The sequence below is a fragment of the Arthrobacter sp. B2a2-09 genome (assembly GCF_027587375.1).
Lineage (GTDB): Bacteria > Actinomycetota > Actinomycetes > Actinomycetales > Micrococcaceae > Arthrobacter.
The window spans coordinates 212,463-230,488 of record NZ_JAMXIC010000003.1; the positions used below are offsets into that span (position 1 = coordinate 212,463).

Consider the following 18,026-nt stretch of genomic DNA (forward strand, 5'->3'; position numbering starts at 1 on the left):
TCGGTCCCGGCGCCTTGGCAGGTAATTTAGCTCAGCGAGCAAGGTTTACTTCTGAGCCCACTCCCAGAAGTTCCACCAAACACCAGTCTGGTTCGGCATGAGCTTCACACCGGTGATGCGGTCGCTGTAAGCGTCCACGTTCACTGACTGGAAGAGCGGAACACCATAAGAGCTGTCCCAGATCTTCTTGTCGATCTGCTTCTGGAGATCGTCCTGCTTGCTGCGGTCGGTAGTGACCACGAGCTGCTCCATCAACGCGTCAGCATCGGTGTTGCTGAACTGGTTGAAGTTGTTGCCACCGGCGGTCTTGAAGATCTGCGGAACGCCTGAGACTCCGACGCCCGGGTTGATCCAACCAAAGATGGTGGCATCGTAGCCGCCCTTGCCCAAGGCCTTGCCCCAGTCAGAGGCGCCCAAGCCGCCGTCGACGATCTTGAAGCCCGCCTTGGTGGCGGATTCGCGGATCAGCGAGAAAGCGTCAACACGGTTCGGGTTGTCCTTGTTGTACATGATGCGGATTTCCGGAGTAGCACCGTTCAGGAGCTTCTTGGCACCATCGATGTCCACGTCCTGGTAGGCCGAGGAGCCATTGTTCTTGGCGGAATCAGCATAGGCAGCCTGCTGGGGAACGAAGATCTGGGAGTCCAGCGGCTTCGCATTCGGATCAAGCTTGCCGATGATCTTGTTGACGATGTCCTTGCGGGGGACCGTCTTCATGAAGGCGGTACGCACGTTCTGGTCGGCCAGCGGGCCCGAGAAGTTCAGGTCCAAGTGGTCGAAGGCCAGCTGGTTGCCCTGATCGACGGTAACGCCCTGGCTGGAGAGTGCCTTCAACTGGTCGAGAGTGTCCGCGGAAGCCTGCGGGGCAATGATGTCCGCCTCGCCGTTCTTGAGGGCCTGGACCTGAGCCGGCGCCGAACCGATGTACCGGACGGTGATTTCGTCAAGGTTTGGAGTCGGTCCCCAGTTGTAGTCCTTGTTGCGGACCATGGTGAGGGATTGGTCCTGGTTCATGCTCTTGACGATGTAAGGACCGTTTGAGAGGAACAGGGTTGGGTCTGCGGGAAGCGTCTTCGTGTCGAAGCCGGTGTTCCACATGTCCGACATTGCCTTCAGCTTCGGGTCCGTAGGCAGCGGTGCCTTGGTATTTCCGCGAGGCTTGCTCTTGAAGAAGTCAATCAAGGCCTGGGTGTCCTTCAGGCCGGCCTTCTGCGCAAGGACGTGGGCAGGAACGTCAATGCCCGGACCACCAAGCACGATCTCCCAGTCAGCGAACGGCTTGGAGTACTTGAGCGTCAGGGACTGGTTGTTGTCGCCGATCTCCGGGAAGTCCGTCAGGCTGAGGCCCGTGTTGTCACCAGCGTAGGAGAAGTAGGACGTACCCGTCTTGGCCTTGGAGTCCGCGTCGTCGTAGTACCCGGAGAAGGCCGCCCACTGCAGGAGGAGGTCCGCGGCCGTAACGGGCGTGCCGTCAGACCATTTCACGCCACTGTTGATGGTGTACTTGACGGTCAGCGGATTGTCCGAGACCTTTTCCATCTTGCCGAACTTGTCGTTGTGGACGACGTTCAGCTTGTTGTCGATGTAGTAGAAGCCCGAGTGCGTGGCGTAGCTGACCTTGGAGTTGATGTCAGTGTTGCCGTCAGCTGTGTTGGGGTTGAACGTGTTGAAAGCGTTGACCTCGACCACGGTGGCCGTGCCACCCGTCTTGGCTGCTCCGGTGGATGGGGTATTGCCACCGGAATTGCCGGCACAGGCGCTCAGTGCGATCGCGGCGATTGCCGCAAAACCCACTGCTTTGGAAGTACGTCCGAAACGCATTCCGCCTCCTATTTTTTTGAGTGGAAAAAGCCGGCGCTGTTGACTCCGGCAGACTGCCACAACCCCCTCAGCAGGCTTGTGGCTCGTCTCACATGAGCAGTAGCCTAGCGTCCGGAACGGATGTTTGGGTCCAAAGTTTCCCGCCAGTAAAGTTTGTTATCGAGATGCAATCATTGAAGGACGTCCAAGTGGTTCCATAATCCACGCCAACATGACATAAGCCCCGATTCAAAGGCGAACCGGGGCTTATATCAGTTAATCCTCCATCACTAAGCTTCCCGGCGGGAACCCGGAGAAAGTGCCTATATGCGCCGTTTCAACCCTACGTGGGCCGTCCGATATCCGAGTCGGGTGTAGAAGGCTCGAGCCCGTTCCCGTGCTTCGTCGGTGGTCACCTGTGCCAGTTGCGCCCCACGCGCACGCCCAAAATTGTGTGCCCACTCAAGCATCGCGGTGCCCAAGCCATGTGAACGTTCCGCGGCCGCAACTCGCAGTCCCTCGATCTGCAGCCGGGAAGAACCACCCCGGGAAAGTCCTGGAATGACGGTCAATTGCATCGTGGCAACGATGCAATTGGAATCATTGCGGACGACCCCCAGATAGTTGGAACTGTCGCGAACAACCAGGTTGTAGGCCGCCTCGTATCGTTCAAGCTCGACGCACTCACGATCGGGACCGAACTGATCCTCAGACAGCAGCGCGGCGATGGCCGCAACGTCATCGCGGCTCGCCCGTTCCAGCCTGAAGGTCCGGCCCGCCACCCGCAGCAGCCCTTGAACCGAGGATCGTGCATAGGCCTGCAAACGAGCGACCAGCAGATCAAGCCATCCTCCGACGTTGGCTCGAGCCTCAACGGTGTCGGGATAACGGCATCTCAAGTGCAGACCGGACTCATCCAGGATGAACCAAAGCATGACGCCGTCGGTGTCGATTGTCGCGCTCACATATTGGGCGTCGAGTCCGACGGAGTCGATTCGCACCGGCAGTCTGCGCAGGTCCAGCCAGGAGATCGCGAACATACCAGGAGCCACGGGCATGCCGCCCCATGGAGCCAGCACGTCCGCGAGCGGCCACGAGCCAAGCTGCACGGCCTCTTTTACCGCGGCCGCCGCAGCCCGCGGCTCGGCGACCGCCGACTCAAGTACCGAATTAGTAATGAACCAGCCCACTGAGTCATGCCAGCGGTCGTCGAAGCGGCTATGCACGGGAAAAACGGCTCGCAGCGGGGTTCCCGCCAGCTCGCGGGTCACCGCTGTCATCGCAACGACAGCGAGCGCGAGCGTCGAGACACCGTCGTTGCGGGCCTGTGCAGCAAAGGCGGCACCGTCGTCGAGATCGAACACATCGCGGACTTCTACACGCTCGCGCTGCGGATCGGGCGCACCCAAGGGCAGTGGGAATTGCGGCATTACGCCCCCGCTGTCCCCGATGATGTCTTCCCATCGGTGACGCACGTGGTCCGGCGCGGTATTCCGATCTAGCAGTGCTTGCGTGTGTTCGACAAAAGCCGGCACTGGCCCGGGCAACGGTTCACGGCCCGCCTTCCCAGCATCGAGCGCCGACAGCAGGTCCCGCGCGATCACCAGCATCGACCACATATCGACGTGGGCGTGGTCGGCCGCAATCACCACCGTGAGTCCAGCAGCAGTCTCCAATACGCACAGCCGGTGTGAGGGGTGTTGGTATGGCGAACATGCGGCATCGAGAATGTCCCGCACCGCGTCATTGACGGCCTGGCCAGGAGCTACCTGATGCTCCACCCAGGTTCCCGGACCAATATCAATTTCGTGGAGCTCCGGATCACCATCCGCACCGGGCACGAATGCCGTTCGCAGTGTGCCATGACGGGCGACGACAGCCAGCCAGGCATCGGCAATTGACTCGCGACGAGTTGGTGTAGGCAGCCGGAAAGACAGTGCCATCCAGGAGCCGGGGCGGTGGCCTGCCCCCACATGGAGGCGCTGGTCAAAGGACACTGGAAGACGTCGGCGGAGCGCAGACGCACTGACGTCATAGCCCCAAAGTCGTCCGAACGGTAGGCGCAGGTGCGTGACGTTGGTCAGCCGCATGGCAGTATCCTATCGCCACAGATAGCCTGAATGTTCAACGCGGCCGCTCGACGTGACGCGGTCAGTCACGAAACGAGGAGCCTGATGCCCACTTTCGAGGTTCCCGGAGCCGAGCTTGCGGTTGCTTTGAGCGACGAAGGTGGACACCCAATTGTCCAACTGCATGGCCTTACCTCAAGCCGCGCGCGCGATCGGGTGCTCAACCTCGACCTCGGTCGAGGGCTTAGTGGAACTCGACTGCTGCGGTACGACGCACGCGGCCATGGCCGGTCGACGGGGCGGAAGGTCCCCGAGGAATATCAATGGCAAAACCTCGCCGACGACCTCCTGCGACTGCTCGATCACTGGTTCCCGGGCGAACGTGTCCACGGAGTTGGTCCCTCCATGGGTACCGGCACACTCTTGCACGCCGCTTCCCGCGAGCCAGACCGCTTTACTGGGCTAACGCTTATGGTGCCACCCACCGCGTGGGAAACCCGCGCTGCACAGGCTGTAAGCTACCGGGCTGCCGCGGAGCTTATCGAATCTGTTGGTGTCGAGGCATTCCTCGCCACCACGCGCGGAGCAACGCTGCCACCGGCCACAATTGGTGCGCCGGAGACGGTGCCCGACGTCGCCGATGCCCTCTTGCCGTCGTTGTTTCGAGGCGCGGCACTCAGCGATCTGCCTGCTCCTGAGGCCGTCGCGCGAATCGACGTACCGACGACAATCTTGGCGTGGATCGATGATCCGGGCCACCCGCTCTCAACCGCGGAATCCCTTGCCGCACTTCTCCCGCAAGCAACGCTGACAGTGGCCCGCACCCCAGGAGATGTCGAAACCTGGCCTAATATTCTGAGCCAAGATATCGCCCGTTGGGGCTAATCATCGCTACCCGATCAGGTAGACCATGCCGCGCCCCTCGTCGGCGAGATTGGTGGCGAAGACCCGGGCCCGTCGAAGATAGCCAACGGCATACTCGACGTCAAGGTCCCGGTTGACATATGGCGAATCCGGCAATCGCAGCCTCACCTCCGCGTCAGAGACATCGTCCAAGTCCTGAGCAATCGCCAAAACCTCGGACGGAGTCAGGGCCCGTACCCACGGCTCCCAACCTTCGTCATGCATGGTCACGTTGCCTTCAAACATACGAAAAGCGGGTCGCGCCGCCATCCCCGCCCGCAACGGGGCAGTGAGAACCTGCAGATGCCGCCACGCCTTGTCTAGATAGAGCATGTCGCGCTCAGATATCAATTGCCCGAAGGTGGTAACACGGGTCCCGACACCAGGTTCAAGGCCCCAAGCATCTGCAAGCGGATCGGCCGACACGACGCTCATCGGGTCGGAAAGCACTTGTTCAGTGGCGTGGCCGTCGAATGCATATGCGTAATATCTGATTCCCATTCACCAAGTATTGCCAAGGCGCAAGCTGCGCAGGACGGCCGAGTTGCGTTATGTGGATAACTCGCGAGATGAAGCGACCTGCATGTCGATGACCAGCCGCACCGATTTGTTCACGCGACCTTGAGAGGCGTGATCGCCGCGATCTGCTCGGCCACACGATCTTCGGCAAGGTCGAGATCATAATGCGTCTGCAGGTTGAGCCAGAACTGAGCCGACGTTCCAAAATACTTGCCGAGACGTAGTGCGGTGTCTGCTGTGATCGCACGCTTGCCGTGCACTATTTCATTGATTCGGCGCGGCGGCACATGGATGGCCACGGCCAGTTTGTTCTGCGTGATGCCAAAACCCTCAATGAAATCCCCCATGAGAACTTCACCTGGGTGAATCGGCACAAGGTAGTCAATGGTAGTCAACAATCTCCACCTCCTCTGGTCCAGCGTCTGTCCACCTGAAGCAGATCCGCCACTGGCCGTCGATCCTGATGCTGGATTGACCAGCCCGGTCAACTTTCAGCGCGTCGAGCCGGTTCCCCGGCGGAACGCGGAGATCCTCGATCGACTCCGCGGATCCCACCTGGCGAAGCTTGCGGAGGGCGGACCGAAGGATCCGTGAATCCATTGAAGCCACATGCTCACAACGCCACAGTCGTTCGGTGTCTTTGCTCCCGAACGACCTGATCATGGCATCTGGATATAACGCACAGCGTTAATAACGCTAGACGTTAAACCGGAACTCCACCACGTTCCGTCACGGAATAACCGATGCCTCCCCCACGACAGACCCCGCGATGAAAGCCCTGACCAATCCTCCTTGGAACTCCTCGGTCTGGGTGTAGCCGAGCGCTTCATAGAACGCTTTCTGCCTCGGCTCGTCGTCGGTGATTAGGACCTTCTGACGCACATGCCGGTACTGTTCGAGCGCTCGTTCAGCGAGGGCTCGTCCTATGCCTCTTCTGGATGCGACGGCCGAACGAGGATGTCCAGCACGGTATAGCTCAAGGACTTCGCTGAGTTGCAGGTCTTTGGCCTTCACGACTTTGATGGTGGTCATGCTTCATCCAAACACGCAGCATAGTCATTGGGGTGGCTACGAGATGCGTGCCCGTAAATCGATCCCTGACCGGGCTTCGCCTAAAGGTGTCGCAGGTATCTTTCAGGCGAATCCAGGAACGACCGCCAATTGGAAACCAGATCGAGGTCGGACCATTTCTGCTGCCGAAGTCCCCAGGGGCCGACTTCGAGAATCTGCGCTCCGGGAAGTGCAGCAAGAACCGGGGAGTGTGTGGACATGATGACTTGCGAGGAGCCTTCGGCGAGGAGATCTTTCAAGACCGTAAGGAGGCTGAGACATCCCGCGAAGGACAGCGCCGATTCTGGTTCATCGAGCACCCACAATCCGCGTCCGCGAAAACGATCTACCGCCAGTTCCAAGAACGATTCGCCGTGTGACATGTCGTGGAACGGGATGTCCATACCCGAGGTGCTCGGGTTCTTCTCGAGGTAGGTGAAGAAGCCGTGCATGGTTTCCGCGCGCAGGAAGTAGCCGCGTCTTGTGGCACCGGCGTTGCGGACAACCTGCAGGTGCTCGGCAAGTACGGACTCCGTGGATCTGGTGCTGTGGCAGGCCCCTGTAGATCCACCTTCAGGAGACAAGCCATAGGCCATTGCGATGGCTTCCACGAGAGTGGATTTTCCCGACCCATTTTCGCCTACGAATATAGTGGCCGGGCTCAGATCGAGACCTTGGTCTAGAACCTGGGCGACAGGGGGCAGGATACCTGGCCACCGGCGGCGGTCCAGAACGTGGGCCGGGTCTTCGGCTAACCGTCTGATGGGAAAGGTATGCGGGGGCATGCCCCATTCTTACAGGCAACGCTCGCTGTCTTGCTCCAACGCATGGGGGTCTGAACGGGGACCAAGAAGTGGCCCGAGCCATCGAAGGTGCCCTTCCGGACACCCACCACCGCTCGAAGCACAGCGAATCACGGTGCAAATATCGGCGCCACCGCAGCGAGCGGGTGGTTAGGCTGGGTGGATGGCGACAGTTATTCTCGTGCGGCACGGCCGCACCACAGCCAATGCCACTGGGCTGCTGGCCGGTCGGGCCGTCGGCGTCAGCCTGGACCAGATCGGGCGCGACCAGGCGGCTCTGACCGGAGACCGGCTCGCGGCCGTGCCCTTGGTCGCGGTGGTGTCGAGCCCGCTTGAGCGTTGTCAGCAGACCGCCCAGCTCATCCTCGATCGCCAGGCTGGCACGCCCTACGCGCCGGTCGATCTCGATCTCACCGAGTGCGATTACGGCCAGTGGCAGGGCCGCATGCTCAGTGATCTCGCGACCGAGGATCTGTGGCCGGTTGTGCAGTCCCAACCGTCCGCCGTCGTCTTTCCCGGCGGTGAATCCATGGCCGCGATGCAGGCTCGGTCGGTGGCAGCGATTCGACGCCACGATGCAGCCTTCGAAGCCGAGTACGGGCCAGGAGCAGTGTGGGTGGCGGTGAGTCACGGTGACATCATCAAGTCAATCCTCGCCGACGCGCTCGGCATGCACCTTGACCTGTTCCAGCGTATTACCGTGGGCCCGGGCTCCGTATCGATCGTGCGCTACGGCGGTAGTCGGCCGAGCGTCTGCGCGACCAACACCGACGCGGGTGACCTGTCGTGGCTGTCGAACGGCATCCACTCTGGCGATGCGCCGGTGGGCGGCGGTGCAGGGCAAGAGGCGCCATGAACCTCACGTGCCTAGAATACTGACATGCCTACACGTGTTCACGAGTTTGCCTGGCCTGATCGGGTCGTCGTCGGCACCATCGGCCTTCCGGGGGCGCGCACGTTCTACCTACAGGTGCGCGCAGGGACGCAGATCGTGAGTGTTGCCCTGGAGAAAGAGCAGTCGGCTCTGCTCGCGGAGAAGATCGACGAAATTCTCGACCAGCTCATCACCGTCGAGGGCAACCCCTTCAGCGTTCCCACGAGTACTCCCATTGAACTTGTCGACAATGACCAGCTCGAGGCCGTTCAGGAGCAGTTTCGCTCCGGCGCGATGAGCTTAGGCTGGGACCCAACCACGGCCCAAGTCGTACTAGAGGCCTACCCCATCACCGACGTCGATGCTGATGACGACGCATCACCTGATGAGGACGGCGCTAACGAGCCCGAAATGCTGCTGGTGCGAATGCCGGTCGGCACAGCCCGCGCATTCGCCAAGCGCACTCGTGAGATCGTGGGCGCCGGCCGTCCGACGTGCCCGCTCTGCGGTTACCCCATAGACGCCGACGGGCACATCTGCACCCTTCCCGAGGTCTGATGCCGACGCCGGACCTGGTGACCGCCGAGCTGACGCTCACCGGCCGCATCACGACGGCTTCAAACGCTACATTTCTGGGCAGCATCGGCGACGTGGTGGTCGTCTATAAGCCGATAGCAGGCGAAACTCCGCTGTGGGACTTTCCCCATGGCACCCTGGCTCAGCGGGAGGTGGCCGCCTACCTGGTCTCGCAGGCCTTCGGCTGGGACATCGTGCCGTACACCTGGCTGCGCGATGGGCCGATGGGCGAAGGAATGGTGCAGCTCTGGCAGGAGCAAGACCCCGCCCAAAACGCCGTGAACCTGGTCGCGACAGACCACGTGCCGGAGACGGGCTGGAAACACGTTCTCGAGGGACGAGATGAGACCGGACGGATGGTCACCCTCGTTCACGAGGACTCGCCAGCGCTCAGACGCATGGCGGTGTTCGACACGGTCGTCAACAACGCCGACCGCAAAGGCGACCACATTCTTGCCATGACGGACGGACACCGGCACGGCGTGGACCATGGGCTCACCTTTCACCGTGACCACAAGCTGCGCACGGTGCTGTGGGGATGGTTGGGAGACCCTCTGACCGCCGAGGAACGCGAGGGCATCGATCGTGTCAGCGAAGGACTGCACGGTGGGCTGGGCCGAAACCTGGCGGACTTGCTCAGCGCCGAAGAGATCGCATCGCTCGCCGCGCGCTGCGCCCGGTTGCGCTTGGCAGGGCGGTTTCCGGCTCCGAGCGGTGAGATGCCGGCGGTGCCGTGGCCGCTGTTCTAAGGGAATTGGGGCGGCATGGAGCGTTCGGCGATCCAGATGTAGACGGTCTCCTTGGTCACGCCGAGATGTGCAGCGATCGCATCGGCAGAAAGCCACGGTTCACTCACGACTGCACTCCTCGGGACAGTCAGCGGCCTACCAGTCGCTGACTGTCCCGATCTTACTTACGTCTACTTCTTGCCCTGGCCCGCAGGGGCTATACGTTGAAGCGGAACTCCACCACATCGCCGTCGGCCATGACGTATTCCTTGCCTTCAATACGAACCTTGCCGCGGGACTTGGCCTCGGCCATGGATCCGGCGTCGATAAGGTCATCGAAGGAGACAACTTCGGCCTTGATGAATCCGCGCTGGAAATCCGTGTGGATGACTCCTGCGGCCTGCGGGGCGGTGTCGCCCTGGTGGATGGTCCAGGCGCGGGCTTCCTTGGGACCGGCCGTGAGGTAGGTCTGCAGTCCCAGCGTGTGGAAACCGACGCGTGCCAGCTGATCGAGGCCGGATTCGTCTTGACCATTCATCTCGAGCATCTCGCGGGCTTCTTCTTCGTCGAGTTCGACGAGATCGGATTCCAGCTTGGCGTCAAGGAAAATGCAGTCTGCCGGCGCCACCATGGCGCGCAGCTCCTCTTGCTTTTCCGGGCTGCCCAGGATTCCTTCGTCCGAGTTGAAGACGTAGATGAAGGGCTTGGCGGTGAGGAGGCTGAGCTCCTTGAGGTGCTCCATCTCAAGCTTGTCGCTCTTGACCGAGGAGAAGATGGTGTCGCCACGTTCCAACACGGCCTGGGCAGCCAGGATTGCTGCCAATTCCGCGGCTTCCCGCTTCTTGATCTTGACTTCTTTTTCGATCCTGGGAACGGCCTTCTCGATCGTCTGGAGATCGGCCAGGATCAGTTCGGTGTTGATCGTCTCAATGTCCGAGCGCGGATCGACTTTGCCGTCGACGTGGACAACATCCGGGTCATCGAAGACGCGGATGACTTGGGCGATGGCTTCTGCTTCGCGGATGTTCGCAAGGAACTTGTTGCCCAGGCCTTCACCTTCGGAGGCGCCCTTGACGATCCCGGCGATGTCAACAAACGAGACGACTGCGGGCAGGAGGCGCTGCGATCCGAAGACCTCGGCCAACTTCTGCAGGCGCGGGTCTGGCAGGTTGACGACGCCGACGTTTGGCTCGATGGTGGCGAACGGGTAGTTCGCGGCCAGCACCTGGTTGCGGGTCAGTGCGTTGAAAAGAGTTGATTTGCCGACGTTGGGCAGTCCGACGATGCCAATAGTAAGAGCCACGAGCATTGATTCTACCCGTTGAGTGGCCTTGTCCGCTTTGCGTGGAGAACCCAGGACCCGCACGGCCGGGCGCTGTGACCCGGCTTCGCTATATTGTCGTGCCCCTATGCCAAGGTTGGAGACATGGATGGTTTCGCAGTAATACTCGCTTTGTTCATGCTTCTTCTCGGAGTGGCCGCCGGGGTGGTGGCTGGCTTCCTCCTGTTTCGGCGCCGCAATGCCGCCCTTGAAGAAGATTTCGACGGCGTCTCGGCCCGGCTTGCCGCGGTGAACGCCCAGTTTGCCGCCGCCGACGCCGAACGGCGCCTTCTGTTGTCACAGAACCGTGAACTGAACGAATCCAGGAACCAGGATGGCAGCGTGTTGCGCGCTCTTGCCCCCGTTGCCGAGAAACTGACTGCCGTCCAGCAACAGGTCTCGCTTCTGGAACGGGATCGTTTGGAGCAGTACGGCCAGCTTGCCCAGCAACTCCAGGAAGCCCGGCTGTCCGATGAACAACTCCTGCGCTCCACCCACGCCCTGGCCTCGGCCCTTCGGTCCAACAGCGCCAGGGGCCAGTGGGGTGAAGTCCAGCTGCGCCGGGTGGTGGAAGCCGCCGGCATGCTGCGTCACGTCGATTTTCACGAGCAGGTGCATTCCGCTTCCGCCGACAACGCGATCCGGCCGGACCTGGTGGTCCAGTTGCCGGGTGGAAAGCAGTTGGTGGTGGACGCAAAGGTTCCGTTGGCGTCCTACCTCGCTGCCCAGGAACAAGGCAACACCAGGCACCCGGCAGGAAACGGCGTGTCGGCGGGCAACAGCACGGATGCCTTGCTGCTCGCACATGCGAAGGCCCTCAAGTCCCACGTGGATGCCCTGGGGTCCAAGAAGTACTGGGACATCCCCGGCAACTCGCCCGAGCTTGTGATCTGCTTCTTGCCCGCGGAATCCATCCTGGCCGCCGCACTCGAAGCGGATCCCGCCCTCTTGGATCACGCCCTGTCCCGGAACGTGGTGCTCGCGTCCCCCGGCACCTTGTTGGCAGTTCTTAAGTCCGTTGCCTTCACTTGGCGCCAGGACGTCTTGACGGACAACGCCCGGGAGCTCTTCGAGCTCGCCCGGCAGCTGTACGAACGTATGGGCACTCTCGGCGACAACGTGGGCAAGTTGGGTTCGTCGTTGAAGACCTCGGTGGATCGCTACAACGCACTCGTCGGAACGCTCGAAGCACGCGTGTTGCCGACGGCACGGAAACTCAACTCCATGGACACCGACGGACTGGTGTCACCATCCGCAGTGGAAGCCATGCCGCGCGCACTCGCCGCACCCGAACTGCTTGAGCAAGACCCGGCGGCCTGATCGCATCCGGTAAGGACCTATGCACCTGGAACAACGGGGGCGCAGGTCCTTACCGGGTGCGTCAACTCGGATCCCCAAAACTACGAGGTTGGCCGGTTCCCGCGTCCGCCCAAGGCACGGGTGACGTCTCCGGCCTCTTTGAGGGTGGCGCGCAGTTCCTTCGGCAGCGAGAACAGCAGGTCTTCCTCCGCCGTCACCACCTCTTCAACCGCGCCGTAGCCGTAGTCGGCAAGCAAACGGAGAACATCCTGGACCAGGACCTCGGGAACGGAAGCGCCGGAGGTGACACCCACTGTGGCGACGCCTTCGAACCAGCTCTCGTCGACCTCGTTCGCGAAATCGACCCGGTAGGAGGCCTTGGCGCCATACTCAAGCGCCACTTCGACGAGCCGTACGGAGTTGGACGAATTCGCCGATCCCACCACGATCACCAGGTCCGCCTGCGGTGCAATCTTTTTGATGGCCACTTGGCGGTTTGTGGTGGCGTAGCAAATGTCATCGCTGGGCGGATCCTGCAAGGTGGGGAACCGCTCCTTGAGCATCCGGACGGTCTCCATGGTCTCGTCAACGCTCAGCGTGGTCTGGGAAAGCCAGATGGTCTTCTCCGGATTGCGCACAGTGACCTTGTCCACTTCGTGCGGACCATTGATGATCTGGATGTGGTCCGGGGCTTCGCCCGCCGTTCCTTCCACTTCCTCGTGGCCATCATGGCCGATGAGGAGAATGTCGTAGTCTTCCTTGGCGAAACGGACGGCTTCGCGGTGCACCTTCGTGACGAGGGGGCAAGTGGCATCGATGGTGCGCAGGCCGCGGTCTTCTGCCGACTGCACGACGGCCGGGGACACTCCATGAGCGGAGAAGATCACCAGGGCGCCTTCGGGTACCTCGTCCGTCTCGTCGACGAAGATGGCGCCCTTGTCCTCCAGCGAGGTGACCACGTGCACGTTGTGCACGATCTGCTTACGCACGTATACCGGCGGCCCATAGTGTTCCAGTGCCTTCTCCACCGCGATGACTGCGCGGTCGACACCTGCGCAATATCCGCGGGGAGCCGCGAGCAAGACTCGCTTGGGGCCGGAAACCGGAGCGGCGGCCAGCACCTCTTCCGGCGTCCGACGCCTACGCGGGACAGAGGGCATCGGAATGGAAACTGCTGAGCTGGTCATCCCTCCATGCTACCGGCAGCATTCGCCCGCACGCTCGGCCTGGATTTGCGTGAGAAGATCACACCGAGCAGGCCGAGAAGCGCAAGAACTCCCGCGGCAATCCAGGCGATGGTGATCCAGCCGGTGAAGTTGTCGACCGACGCTGCCAACAACTCCCGCGCGAACAGGCCGCCTGTGGCGGTTCCGCCCAGGCCCGCATCGCCTGCGCCCTTCAGCACCGTTGTAGCCACTTGCCACAGCGCCGCGACTGCGGCCAAGCCCAGCCCGGTGCACAAGAGAACCACGCCCCTGCGCTTGGCGGCGAGCAGCCCCAGGGCAAACAGCAGGACGGCGCCGAGGCCGGGGATCCACCACATCGGCGCATACGCGGCGATGGCATCTACCTGCTGGCGCTGGGCAGGGCCGCCGATGTTGATCAATGTAGAGTCCGGCGTCGCAATGGGGAGGCCGGTTGCCGCGTGCAGCCGGTCTCCGGCGAGTTTGGCCAAGGGCCCGACGTCGAGCACCAAGGACGTCCCCGAGGTCGAGTTCCCGGAGCCGGCGTTGCCTGCAAAATTCAGTTGGTGGCTCCGGCGTACGGTTTCATTCCACGCTTGCGGGTATTCGGGCCACGTGGACATTGCGGTGGCCGCGTCCTTGAGGAAAGAGGCACCAAGTTGCTCCACCGGCGCAGGTAGATTGATTTTGGATTCAAGGCTTGCGACGGCGGTGGCCGCCAGGCGGGCCTGGAACGCCTGGTCCTTCCCGATCGAAGAGGTGAGGGCCACAAACCCGTCTTCCCGAACGATGTTGGCGTCCGTCCATGCCATAGGGACGGCGATTCCTGTGAGCAGAAGGGCAAAGATCACTGCGATTGCAGAGACGAACGTGCGCAATGGATTCCTCAAGTTTGGAGTGCAGCAGTTCCAGGCGGGGCGACGACAAGTAAATGTCGGTCATGCGTGCTACAAGGTATGGATAGAGTTGGAAGCCCCTAGCAAAGTACCAGCGAGGACGGAACCATGCACAAGCCACCAGCAGGAGGCTACCCGCGTGTCCTATGATGCCGCACCCGGCGGCACCCCGGCGTTGCCAATTGCAGAATCTCCCGATGCTGCGTCCCCGGCTACAGAGTCAACCCTGCCCGCTACGGCGTCGGAGACAAGCCCGGACAATCCCTGGCCGCTGCAACTGCTATCCCGCAAGCTCAAGACCCACATAGAACGGGCCCCGGCCGCATGGATCGAAGGCCAAGTCATCGAACTCAACCGTCGCGGCGGCAGCGCTTTCGTGACGCTGCGGGACACCGACGCTGAAATCTCCTTGCCTGCGTCACTGTGGTCCAACGTCCTGGACCGCCAGAAGGTGCCGTTGGAGCGTGGCTCACGCGTCGTAGCCTTGGTGAAACCTGAATTCTGGCTCAAGACCGGTCGGCTCAACATGTCGATCAAGGACATCCGTCCGGTCGGCCTCGGCGATCTCCTCGCGAGAATCGAGCGCTTGCGCCAGGCCCTTGGCGCTGAAGGGTTGTTTTCAGACTCGAGGAAGAAACGGCTACCCCTGCTCCCCCACCGAATCGGGCTCATCACAGGCCGCGATTCCGACGCCAAGAAAGACGTCCTGCGCAACGCAGCCCTTCGCTGGCCCGCCGTCGAATTCGCCATCCGCGAGGTCGCAGTCCAGGGTGTCACCGCAGTGAGTCAGATCCTGGCTGCACTTAAAGAGCTCGACGCCGATCCGCACGTGGATGTGATCGTGATTGCCCGTGGTGGCGGAGCCTTGGAAGATCTGCTTCCGTTCAGCAACGAAGAACTGGTCCGCGCAGTTTCCGCAGCGGCCACTCCCGTGGTCAGCGCAATTGGCCATGAAGCCGACCACCCCATCCTGGACGACGTCGCCGACCTTCGTGCGTCCACGCCCACCGACGCCGCGAAGAGGATCGTGCCGGACGTCGCCGAGGAATTGGCGAGGGTCCGGCAGGCCCGAGAACAACTACACCGTAGCGTGGGCCGCCTGGTGGACCGTGAAACGGATCGACTCCACGCGTTGAGGTCACGCCCCGTCCTGGCGTCCCCCGAGGGAATGGTCACAGCGAGGGAAGAGGACGTCGAGCGACTCCGGAAACACGCACACACCGCGGTGAGCTCCGCCGTCGTCCGCGCACTTGACCAGGTACACCACCTCCGCGCCCAGGTAAGGGCACTATCCCCACAAAAAACGCTGGACCGCGGCTACGCGGTGGTCCAAGTGGTGGGAGCGGACGGCGTCGGTCACGAGGTAGTCACGAGCCCGGACCAGGCCCCGGACGGCACCGAGCTGACTCTGCGGGTCGCGGAAGGCCGCCTAGGCGCCGTGTCTTCCGGAGCTGCCGGCCAGCAAAGCAAGCAAGCACCAGCCACTGCAGAATGAGGACCAACAGATGACAGAGAACACTTCCCCTGAAGCCAAGGCCGCGGCGGAAAACCTGGACGCCCTCAGCTATGAGGAAGCCCGCGAGCAGCTCATGGCCGTGGTCAGCCGCCTAGAAGCCGGCGGAGCAAGCCTTGAGGAATCGCTCGCCCTCTGGGAACGCGGCGAGGCTTTGGCCAAGCGCTGCGAAGAGTGGCTGGAGGGTGCCCGCAGAAGGTTGGCCGCAGCCCGGAACAGTGGCGAGGGTGACGCGACCGCCGCCCGCTGAATAAACCCGGCCGTGACGGACGAATTTAGGACTCGACGGCCAATGCCCGTTGTGCAGATACGTCAAAGTCGGCTTTAGGCCAGCCCAGATCCAGCTTCTCGAGCGCCTCCAGGAGAAGCTCCTGGACAGCGATCCTCGCGAACCACTTCTTGTTCGCCGGAACCACATACCAAGGCGCCACCTCGGTTGACGTTTTCTCGAAGACGAGCTCATAGGCCTCCATATAGGAATCCCAAAACGCGCGTTCCTTGAGATCGCCCGTGCTGTACTTCCAGTGTTTGGACGGGTCGTCCAAACGTGCCAGCAGGCGTTCCTTCTGTTCATCGCGGCTGATGTTGAGCATGACCTTGACGATCGCCGTGCCTTGTTCGGCGAGGCGTGCCTCGAACTCGTTGATGGCCGCGTAGCGCCGTTCCAGTTCGGCCTCATCGGCCCAACCGTGCACGCGGTGAATCAGCACATCCTCGTAGTGCGAGCGGTCAAAAACCCCGACGAACCCAGCACTCGGCAAGGCCTTCTCGACCCGCCAGAGGAAATCGTGGGCTTTCTCCTCGTCAGTCGGAGCCTTGAACGGAGCAACCCTGACCCCCTGGGGATCCATCGATCCCACGACGTGCTCAACAATCCCGCCCTTGCCGGCGGTATCCATTGCTTGGAGGATCAACAGGACCCGTTTCGAGCTGCCAAATTTTCCCTCGGCAAAGAGCATCTCCTGCAGTTCGTCCAAGCGTTCGTCCTGGGCGGCCAGCAAGGCGACCCCGTCAGATTTCTTCCCCTTGTAGCCCGGCGTCGATTCCGGATCCACCCCGGACAGCAAGAAGCCTGACCCGGCTTTCAGTTCCTTTGACGGACTGTGCTTGAAACGCACTACAGCGGCCATTCGACGTCCCCTCTGGTCCGGCCGCATTCGTTGCGGCTTGCACAACAGGCTAGTTGCCTTGGTACCGCCCAAGGAAGTCCGCCATGCGGCCAATCGCTTCTTCAATATCCTTGACGTTTGGCAGGGTCACCATGCGGAAGTGGTCAGGACGCACCCAGTTGAAGGCCCGTCCGTGCGAGACGAGGATCTTTTGTTCCTTGAGAAGGTCGAGGACGAACTTCTCGTCGTCGCGGATGTGATAGACCTCGGGGTCCAACTTCGGGAACAGATAGAGGGCACCCCTCGCCTGTTGTGTGCTCACGCCAGGGATGGCATTGAGCAGATCGTAGGCCTTGTTCCGCTGTTCAAGGAGCCTGCCGCCGGGCAGGATCAGATCGTTGATGCTTTGGTGGCCACCGAGGGCGGTCTGGATGGCATGCTGTGCCGGCACGTTGGCGCACAGACGCATGTTGGCCAGCAGGTTGATGCCCTCGAGGTAGTCGGCGGCGTCCTTCTTGGGACCGGAGATGGCCATCCAGCCAGCACGGTAGCCACACACCCGGTAGGCCTTGGACAATCCGCTGAACGTCAGGCAGAGGACGTCATCGCCGGTGAGCCCGGCAAGATTCACGTGGACAGCGTCTTCGTAGAGGATCTTCTCGTAGATCTCATCGGCGAACACCACAAGGCCATGCTTTTCGGCCAGGGCCACGATCTTCTTGAGGGTCTCCTCCGGGTATACGGCACCCGTGGGGTTGTTGGGGTTGATGACCACGATGCCCTTGGTTTGAGGCGTGATCTTGGATTCCATGTCCTCAAGGTCCGGCTGCCAGCCCGATTCTTCGTCGCACAGATAGTGGACCGGACGGCCGCCCGCCAGTGCCACCGAGGCGGTCCAGAGCGGGTAGTCGGGGGTGGGGATGAGGATCTCATCTCCCACTTCCAGCAATGCCATGAGCGACATGGTGATGAGCTCGCTGACGCCGTTGCCAAGGTAGATGTCGTCAACGTGGATGTTTTGGATGCCGCGGGTCTGGTAGTACTGCGAGACGGCGGTGCGGGCCGAGAAAATTCCGCGCGAATCGCTGTATCCCTGGGCATGGGGCAGATGGCGGATCATGTCCACCAAAATCGCGTCCGGCGCTTCAAATCCGAACGGTGCCGGGTTTCCGATATTCAGTTTGAGGATGCGGTGACCCTCTGCCTCCATCTGCTGGGCGGCCTGAAGAATCGGTCCACGGATGTCGTAAAGGACATTATGAAGCTTGGTGGACTGCTTGAATTCTGCCATTCATCAAATATGCCATACCGGGGATGTACTTCAGTTGAGACATCACTCACATTCACGACGACGGCGGCGAGGCCCCCCGAAGGGTTCCTCG

General features: G+C 61.7%; 19 protein-coding genes. 7 read left to right on the forward strand and 12 right to left on the reverse strand.

Features of this window, described 5'->3' with window-relative positions; all coding sequences use genetic code 11:
• Positions 1–45 precede the first annotated feature (45 nt).
• The gene (locus NFJ07_RS04970; protein WP_269992923.1) at positions 46–1,821 is read right to left on the reverse strand and encodes an ABC transporter family substrate-binding protein; all 1,776 of its coding nucleotides are present in this window, start codon (positions 1,819–1,821) and stop codon (positions 46–48) included.
• 302 nt (positions 1,822–2,123) lie between these two features.
• A complete protein-coding gene (locus NFJ07_RS04975) occupies positions 2,124–3,890 on the reverse strand; it encodes a GNAT family N-acetyltransferase (RefSeq protein ID WP_269992925.1) in 1,767 nt (588 codons plus the stop codon).
• A gap of 84 nt (positions 3,891–3,974) precedes the next feature.
• Between NFJ07_RS04975 and NFJ07_RS04980 the strand changes: the two genes are divergently transcribed.
• The gene (locus tag NFJ07_RS04980; protein WP_269992926.1) at positions 3,975–4,754 is read left to right on the forward strand and encodes an alpha/beta fold hydrolase; all 780 of its coding nucleotides are present in this window, start codon (positions 3,975–3,977) and stop codon (positions 4,752–4,754) included.
• A 6-nt stretch (positions 4,755–4,760) separates the two neighbouring features.
• Here NFJ07_RS04980 and NFJ07_RS04985 read toward each other — a convergent pair whose 3' ends face one another.
• From NFJ07_RS04985 to NFJ07_RS05005, 5 genes are all read right to left on the reverse strand, one after another.
• Positions 4,761–5,273: a DUF1877 family protein gene (locus NFJ07_RS04985; protein ID WP_269992927.1), complete on the reverse strand. Its 513-nt coding sequence runs from the start codon at positions 5,271–5,273 to the stop codon at positions 4,761–4,763.
• Between the two features lie 110 nt (positions 5,274–5,383).
• Complete coding sequence (locus NFJ07_RS04990) at positions 5,384–5,686, reverse strand: HigA family addiction module antitoxin (RefSeq protein WP_269992929.1); 303 nt, start codon at positions 5,684–5,686, stop codon at positions 5,384–5,386.
• Positions 5,673–5,954, reverse strand: a complete 282-nt coding sequence (locus NFJ07_RS04995) for a type II toxin-antitoxin system RelE/ParE family toxin (protein WP_333482036.1) — start codon at positions 5,952–5,954, stop codon at positions 5,673–5,675. The genes NFJ07_RS04990 and NFJ07_RS04995 overlap by 14 nt, the downstream gene beginning before the upstream one ends.
• Positions 5,955–6,020: 66 nt before the next feature.
• A complete protein-coding gene (locus tag NFJ07_RS05000) occupies positions 6,021–6,323 on the reverse strand; it encodes a GNAT family N-acetyltransferase (RefSeq protein ID WP_269992932.1) in 303 nt (100 codons plus the stop codon).
• Between the two features lie 80 nt (positions 6,324–6,403).
• Entirely contained in the window at positions 6,404–7,126 is a 723-nt protein-coding gene (locus NFJ07_RS05005) for an AAA family ATPase (protein WP_269992933.1), read from the reverse strand.
• A 181-nt stretch (positions 7,127–7,307) separates the two neighbouring features.
• On the opposite strand from NFJ07_RS05005, the gene NFJ07_RS05010 reads away from it, so the two are divergent.
• The 3 genes from NFJ07_RS05010 to NFJ07_RS05020 are packed head-to-tail and all read left to right on the forward strand — an operon-like array spanning position 7,308 to position 9,343.
• Positions 7,308–8,000 (forward strand): histidine phosphatase family protein, encoded by a 693-nt coding sequence (locus NFJ07_RS05010; protein ID WP_269992934.1) that lies wholly within the window; start codon positions 7,308–7,310, stop codon positions 7,998–8,000.
• Positions 8,001–8,024: 24 nt separating this feature from the next.
• Positions 8,025–8,576, forward strand: coding sequence for a DUF3090 domain-containing protein (locus NFJ07_RS05015; protein WP_269992935.1), 552 nt, complete (start codon positions 8,025–8,027; stop codon positions 8,574–8,576).
• The gene (locus tag NFJ07_RS05020) at positions 8,576–9,343 is read left to right on the forward strand and encodes an SCO1664 family protein (RefSeq protein ID WP_269992937.1); all 768 of its coding nucleotides are present in this window, start codon (positions 8,576–8,578) and stop codon (positions 9,341–9,343) included. The genes NFJ07_RS05015 and NFJ07_RS05020 overlap by 1 nt, the downstream gene beginning before the upstream one ends.
• 196 nt (positions 9,344–9,539) lie before the next feature.
• On the opposite strand, the gene ychF is transcribed toward NFJ07_RS05020, so the two are convergent.
• The gene (gene ychF / locus NFJ07_RS05025) at positions 9,540–10,625 is read right to left on the reverse strand and encodes a redox-regulated ATPase YchF (RefSeq protein WP_269992939.1); all 1,086 of its coding nucleotides are present in this window, start codon (positions 10,623–10,625) and stop codon (positions 9,540–9,542) included.
• 123 nt (positions 10,626–10,748) lie between these two features.
• Here ychF and NFJ07_RS05030 point away from each other — a divergent pair, with 123 nt between their 5' ends.
• Positions 10,749–11,963 (forward strand): DNA recombination protein RmuC, encoded by a 1,215-nt coding sequence (locus NFJ07_RS05030; RefSeq protein WP_269992940.1) that lies wholly within the window; start codon positions 10,749–10,751, stop codon positions 11,961–11,963.
• A gap of 80 nt (positions 11,964–12,043) precedes the next feature.
• Here the strand turns inward: NFJ07_RS05030 and NFJ07_RS05035 are convergent, their stop codons facing one another.
• Positions 12,044–13,129 carry a 4-hydroxy-3-methylbut-2-enyl diphosphate reductase gene (locus tag NFJ07_RS05035; RefSeq protein ID WP_269992941.1) on the reverse strand — a complete coding sequence of 362 codons (1,086 nt, stop codon included), beginning with the start codon at positions 13,127–13,129 and terminating at the stop codon, positions 12,044–12,046.
• A complete protein-coding gene (locus NFJ07_RS05040) occupies positions 13,126–14,004 on the reverse strand; it encodes a hypothetical protein (RefSeq protein WP_269992942.1) in 879 nt (292 codons plus the stop codon). Before NFJ07_RS05040 ends, NFJ07_RS05035 begins: the two co-directional genes overlap by 4 nt.
• Before the next feature lie 199 nt (positions 14,005–14,203).
• On the opposite strand from NFJ07_RS05040, the gene xseA reads away from it, so the two are divergent.
• The gene (gene xseA, locus NFJ07_RS05045) at positions 14,204–15,517 is read left to right on the forward strand and encodes an exodeoxyribonuclease VII large subunit (protein WP_269993093.1); all 1,314 of its coding nucleotides are present in this window, start codon (positions 14,204–14,206) and stop codon (positions 15,515–15,517) included.
• A 10-nt stretch (positions 15,518–15,527) separates the two neighbouring features.
• On the forward strand, positions 15,528–15,785 hold the full coding sequence (locus tag NFJ07_RS05050; protein ID WP_269992943.1) for an exodeoxyribonuclease VII small subunit: 258 nt from the start codon (positions 15,528–15,530) through the stop codon (positions 15,783–15,785).
• A 25-nt stretch (positions 15,786–15,810) separates the two neighbouring features.
• Here NFJ07_RS05050 and NFJ07_RS05055 read toward each other — a convergent pair whose 3' ends face one another.
• Entirely contained in the window at positions 15,811–16,665 is an 855-nt protein-coding gene (locus NFJ07_RS05055; RefSeq protein ID WP_269992944.1) for a polyphosphate kinase 2 family protein, read from the reverse strand.
• Between the two features lie 49 nt (positions 16,666–16,714).
• On the reverse strand, positions 16,715–17,935 hold the full coding sequence (locus NFJ07_RS05060; RefSeq protein WP_059387460.1) for a pyridoxal phosphate-dependent aminotransferase: 1,221 nt from the start codon (positions 17,933–17,935) through the stop codon (positions 16,715–16,717).
• Positions 17,936–18,026 lie beyond the last annotated feature (91 nt).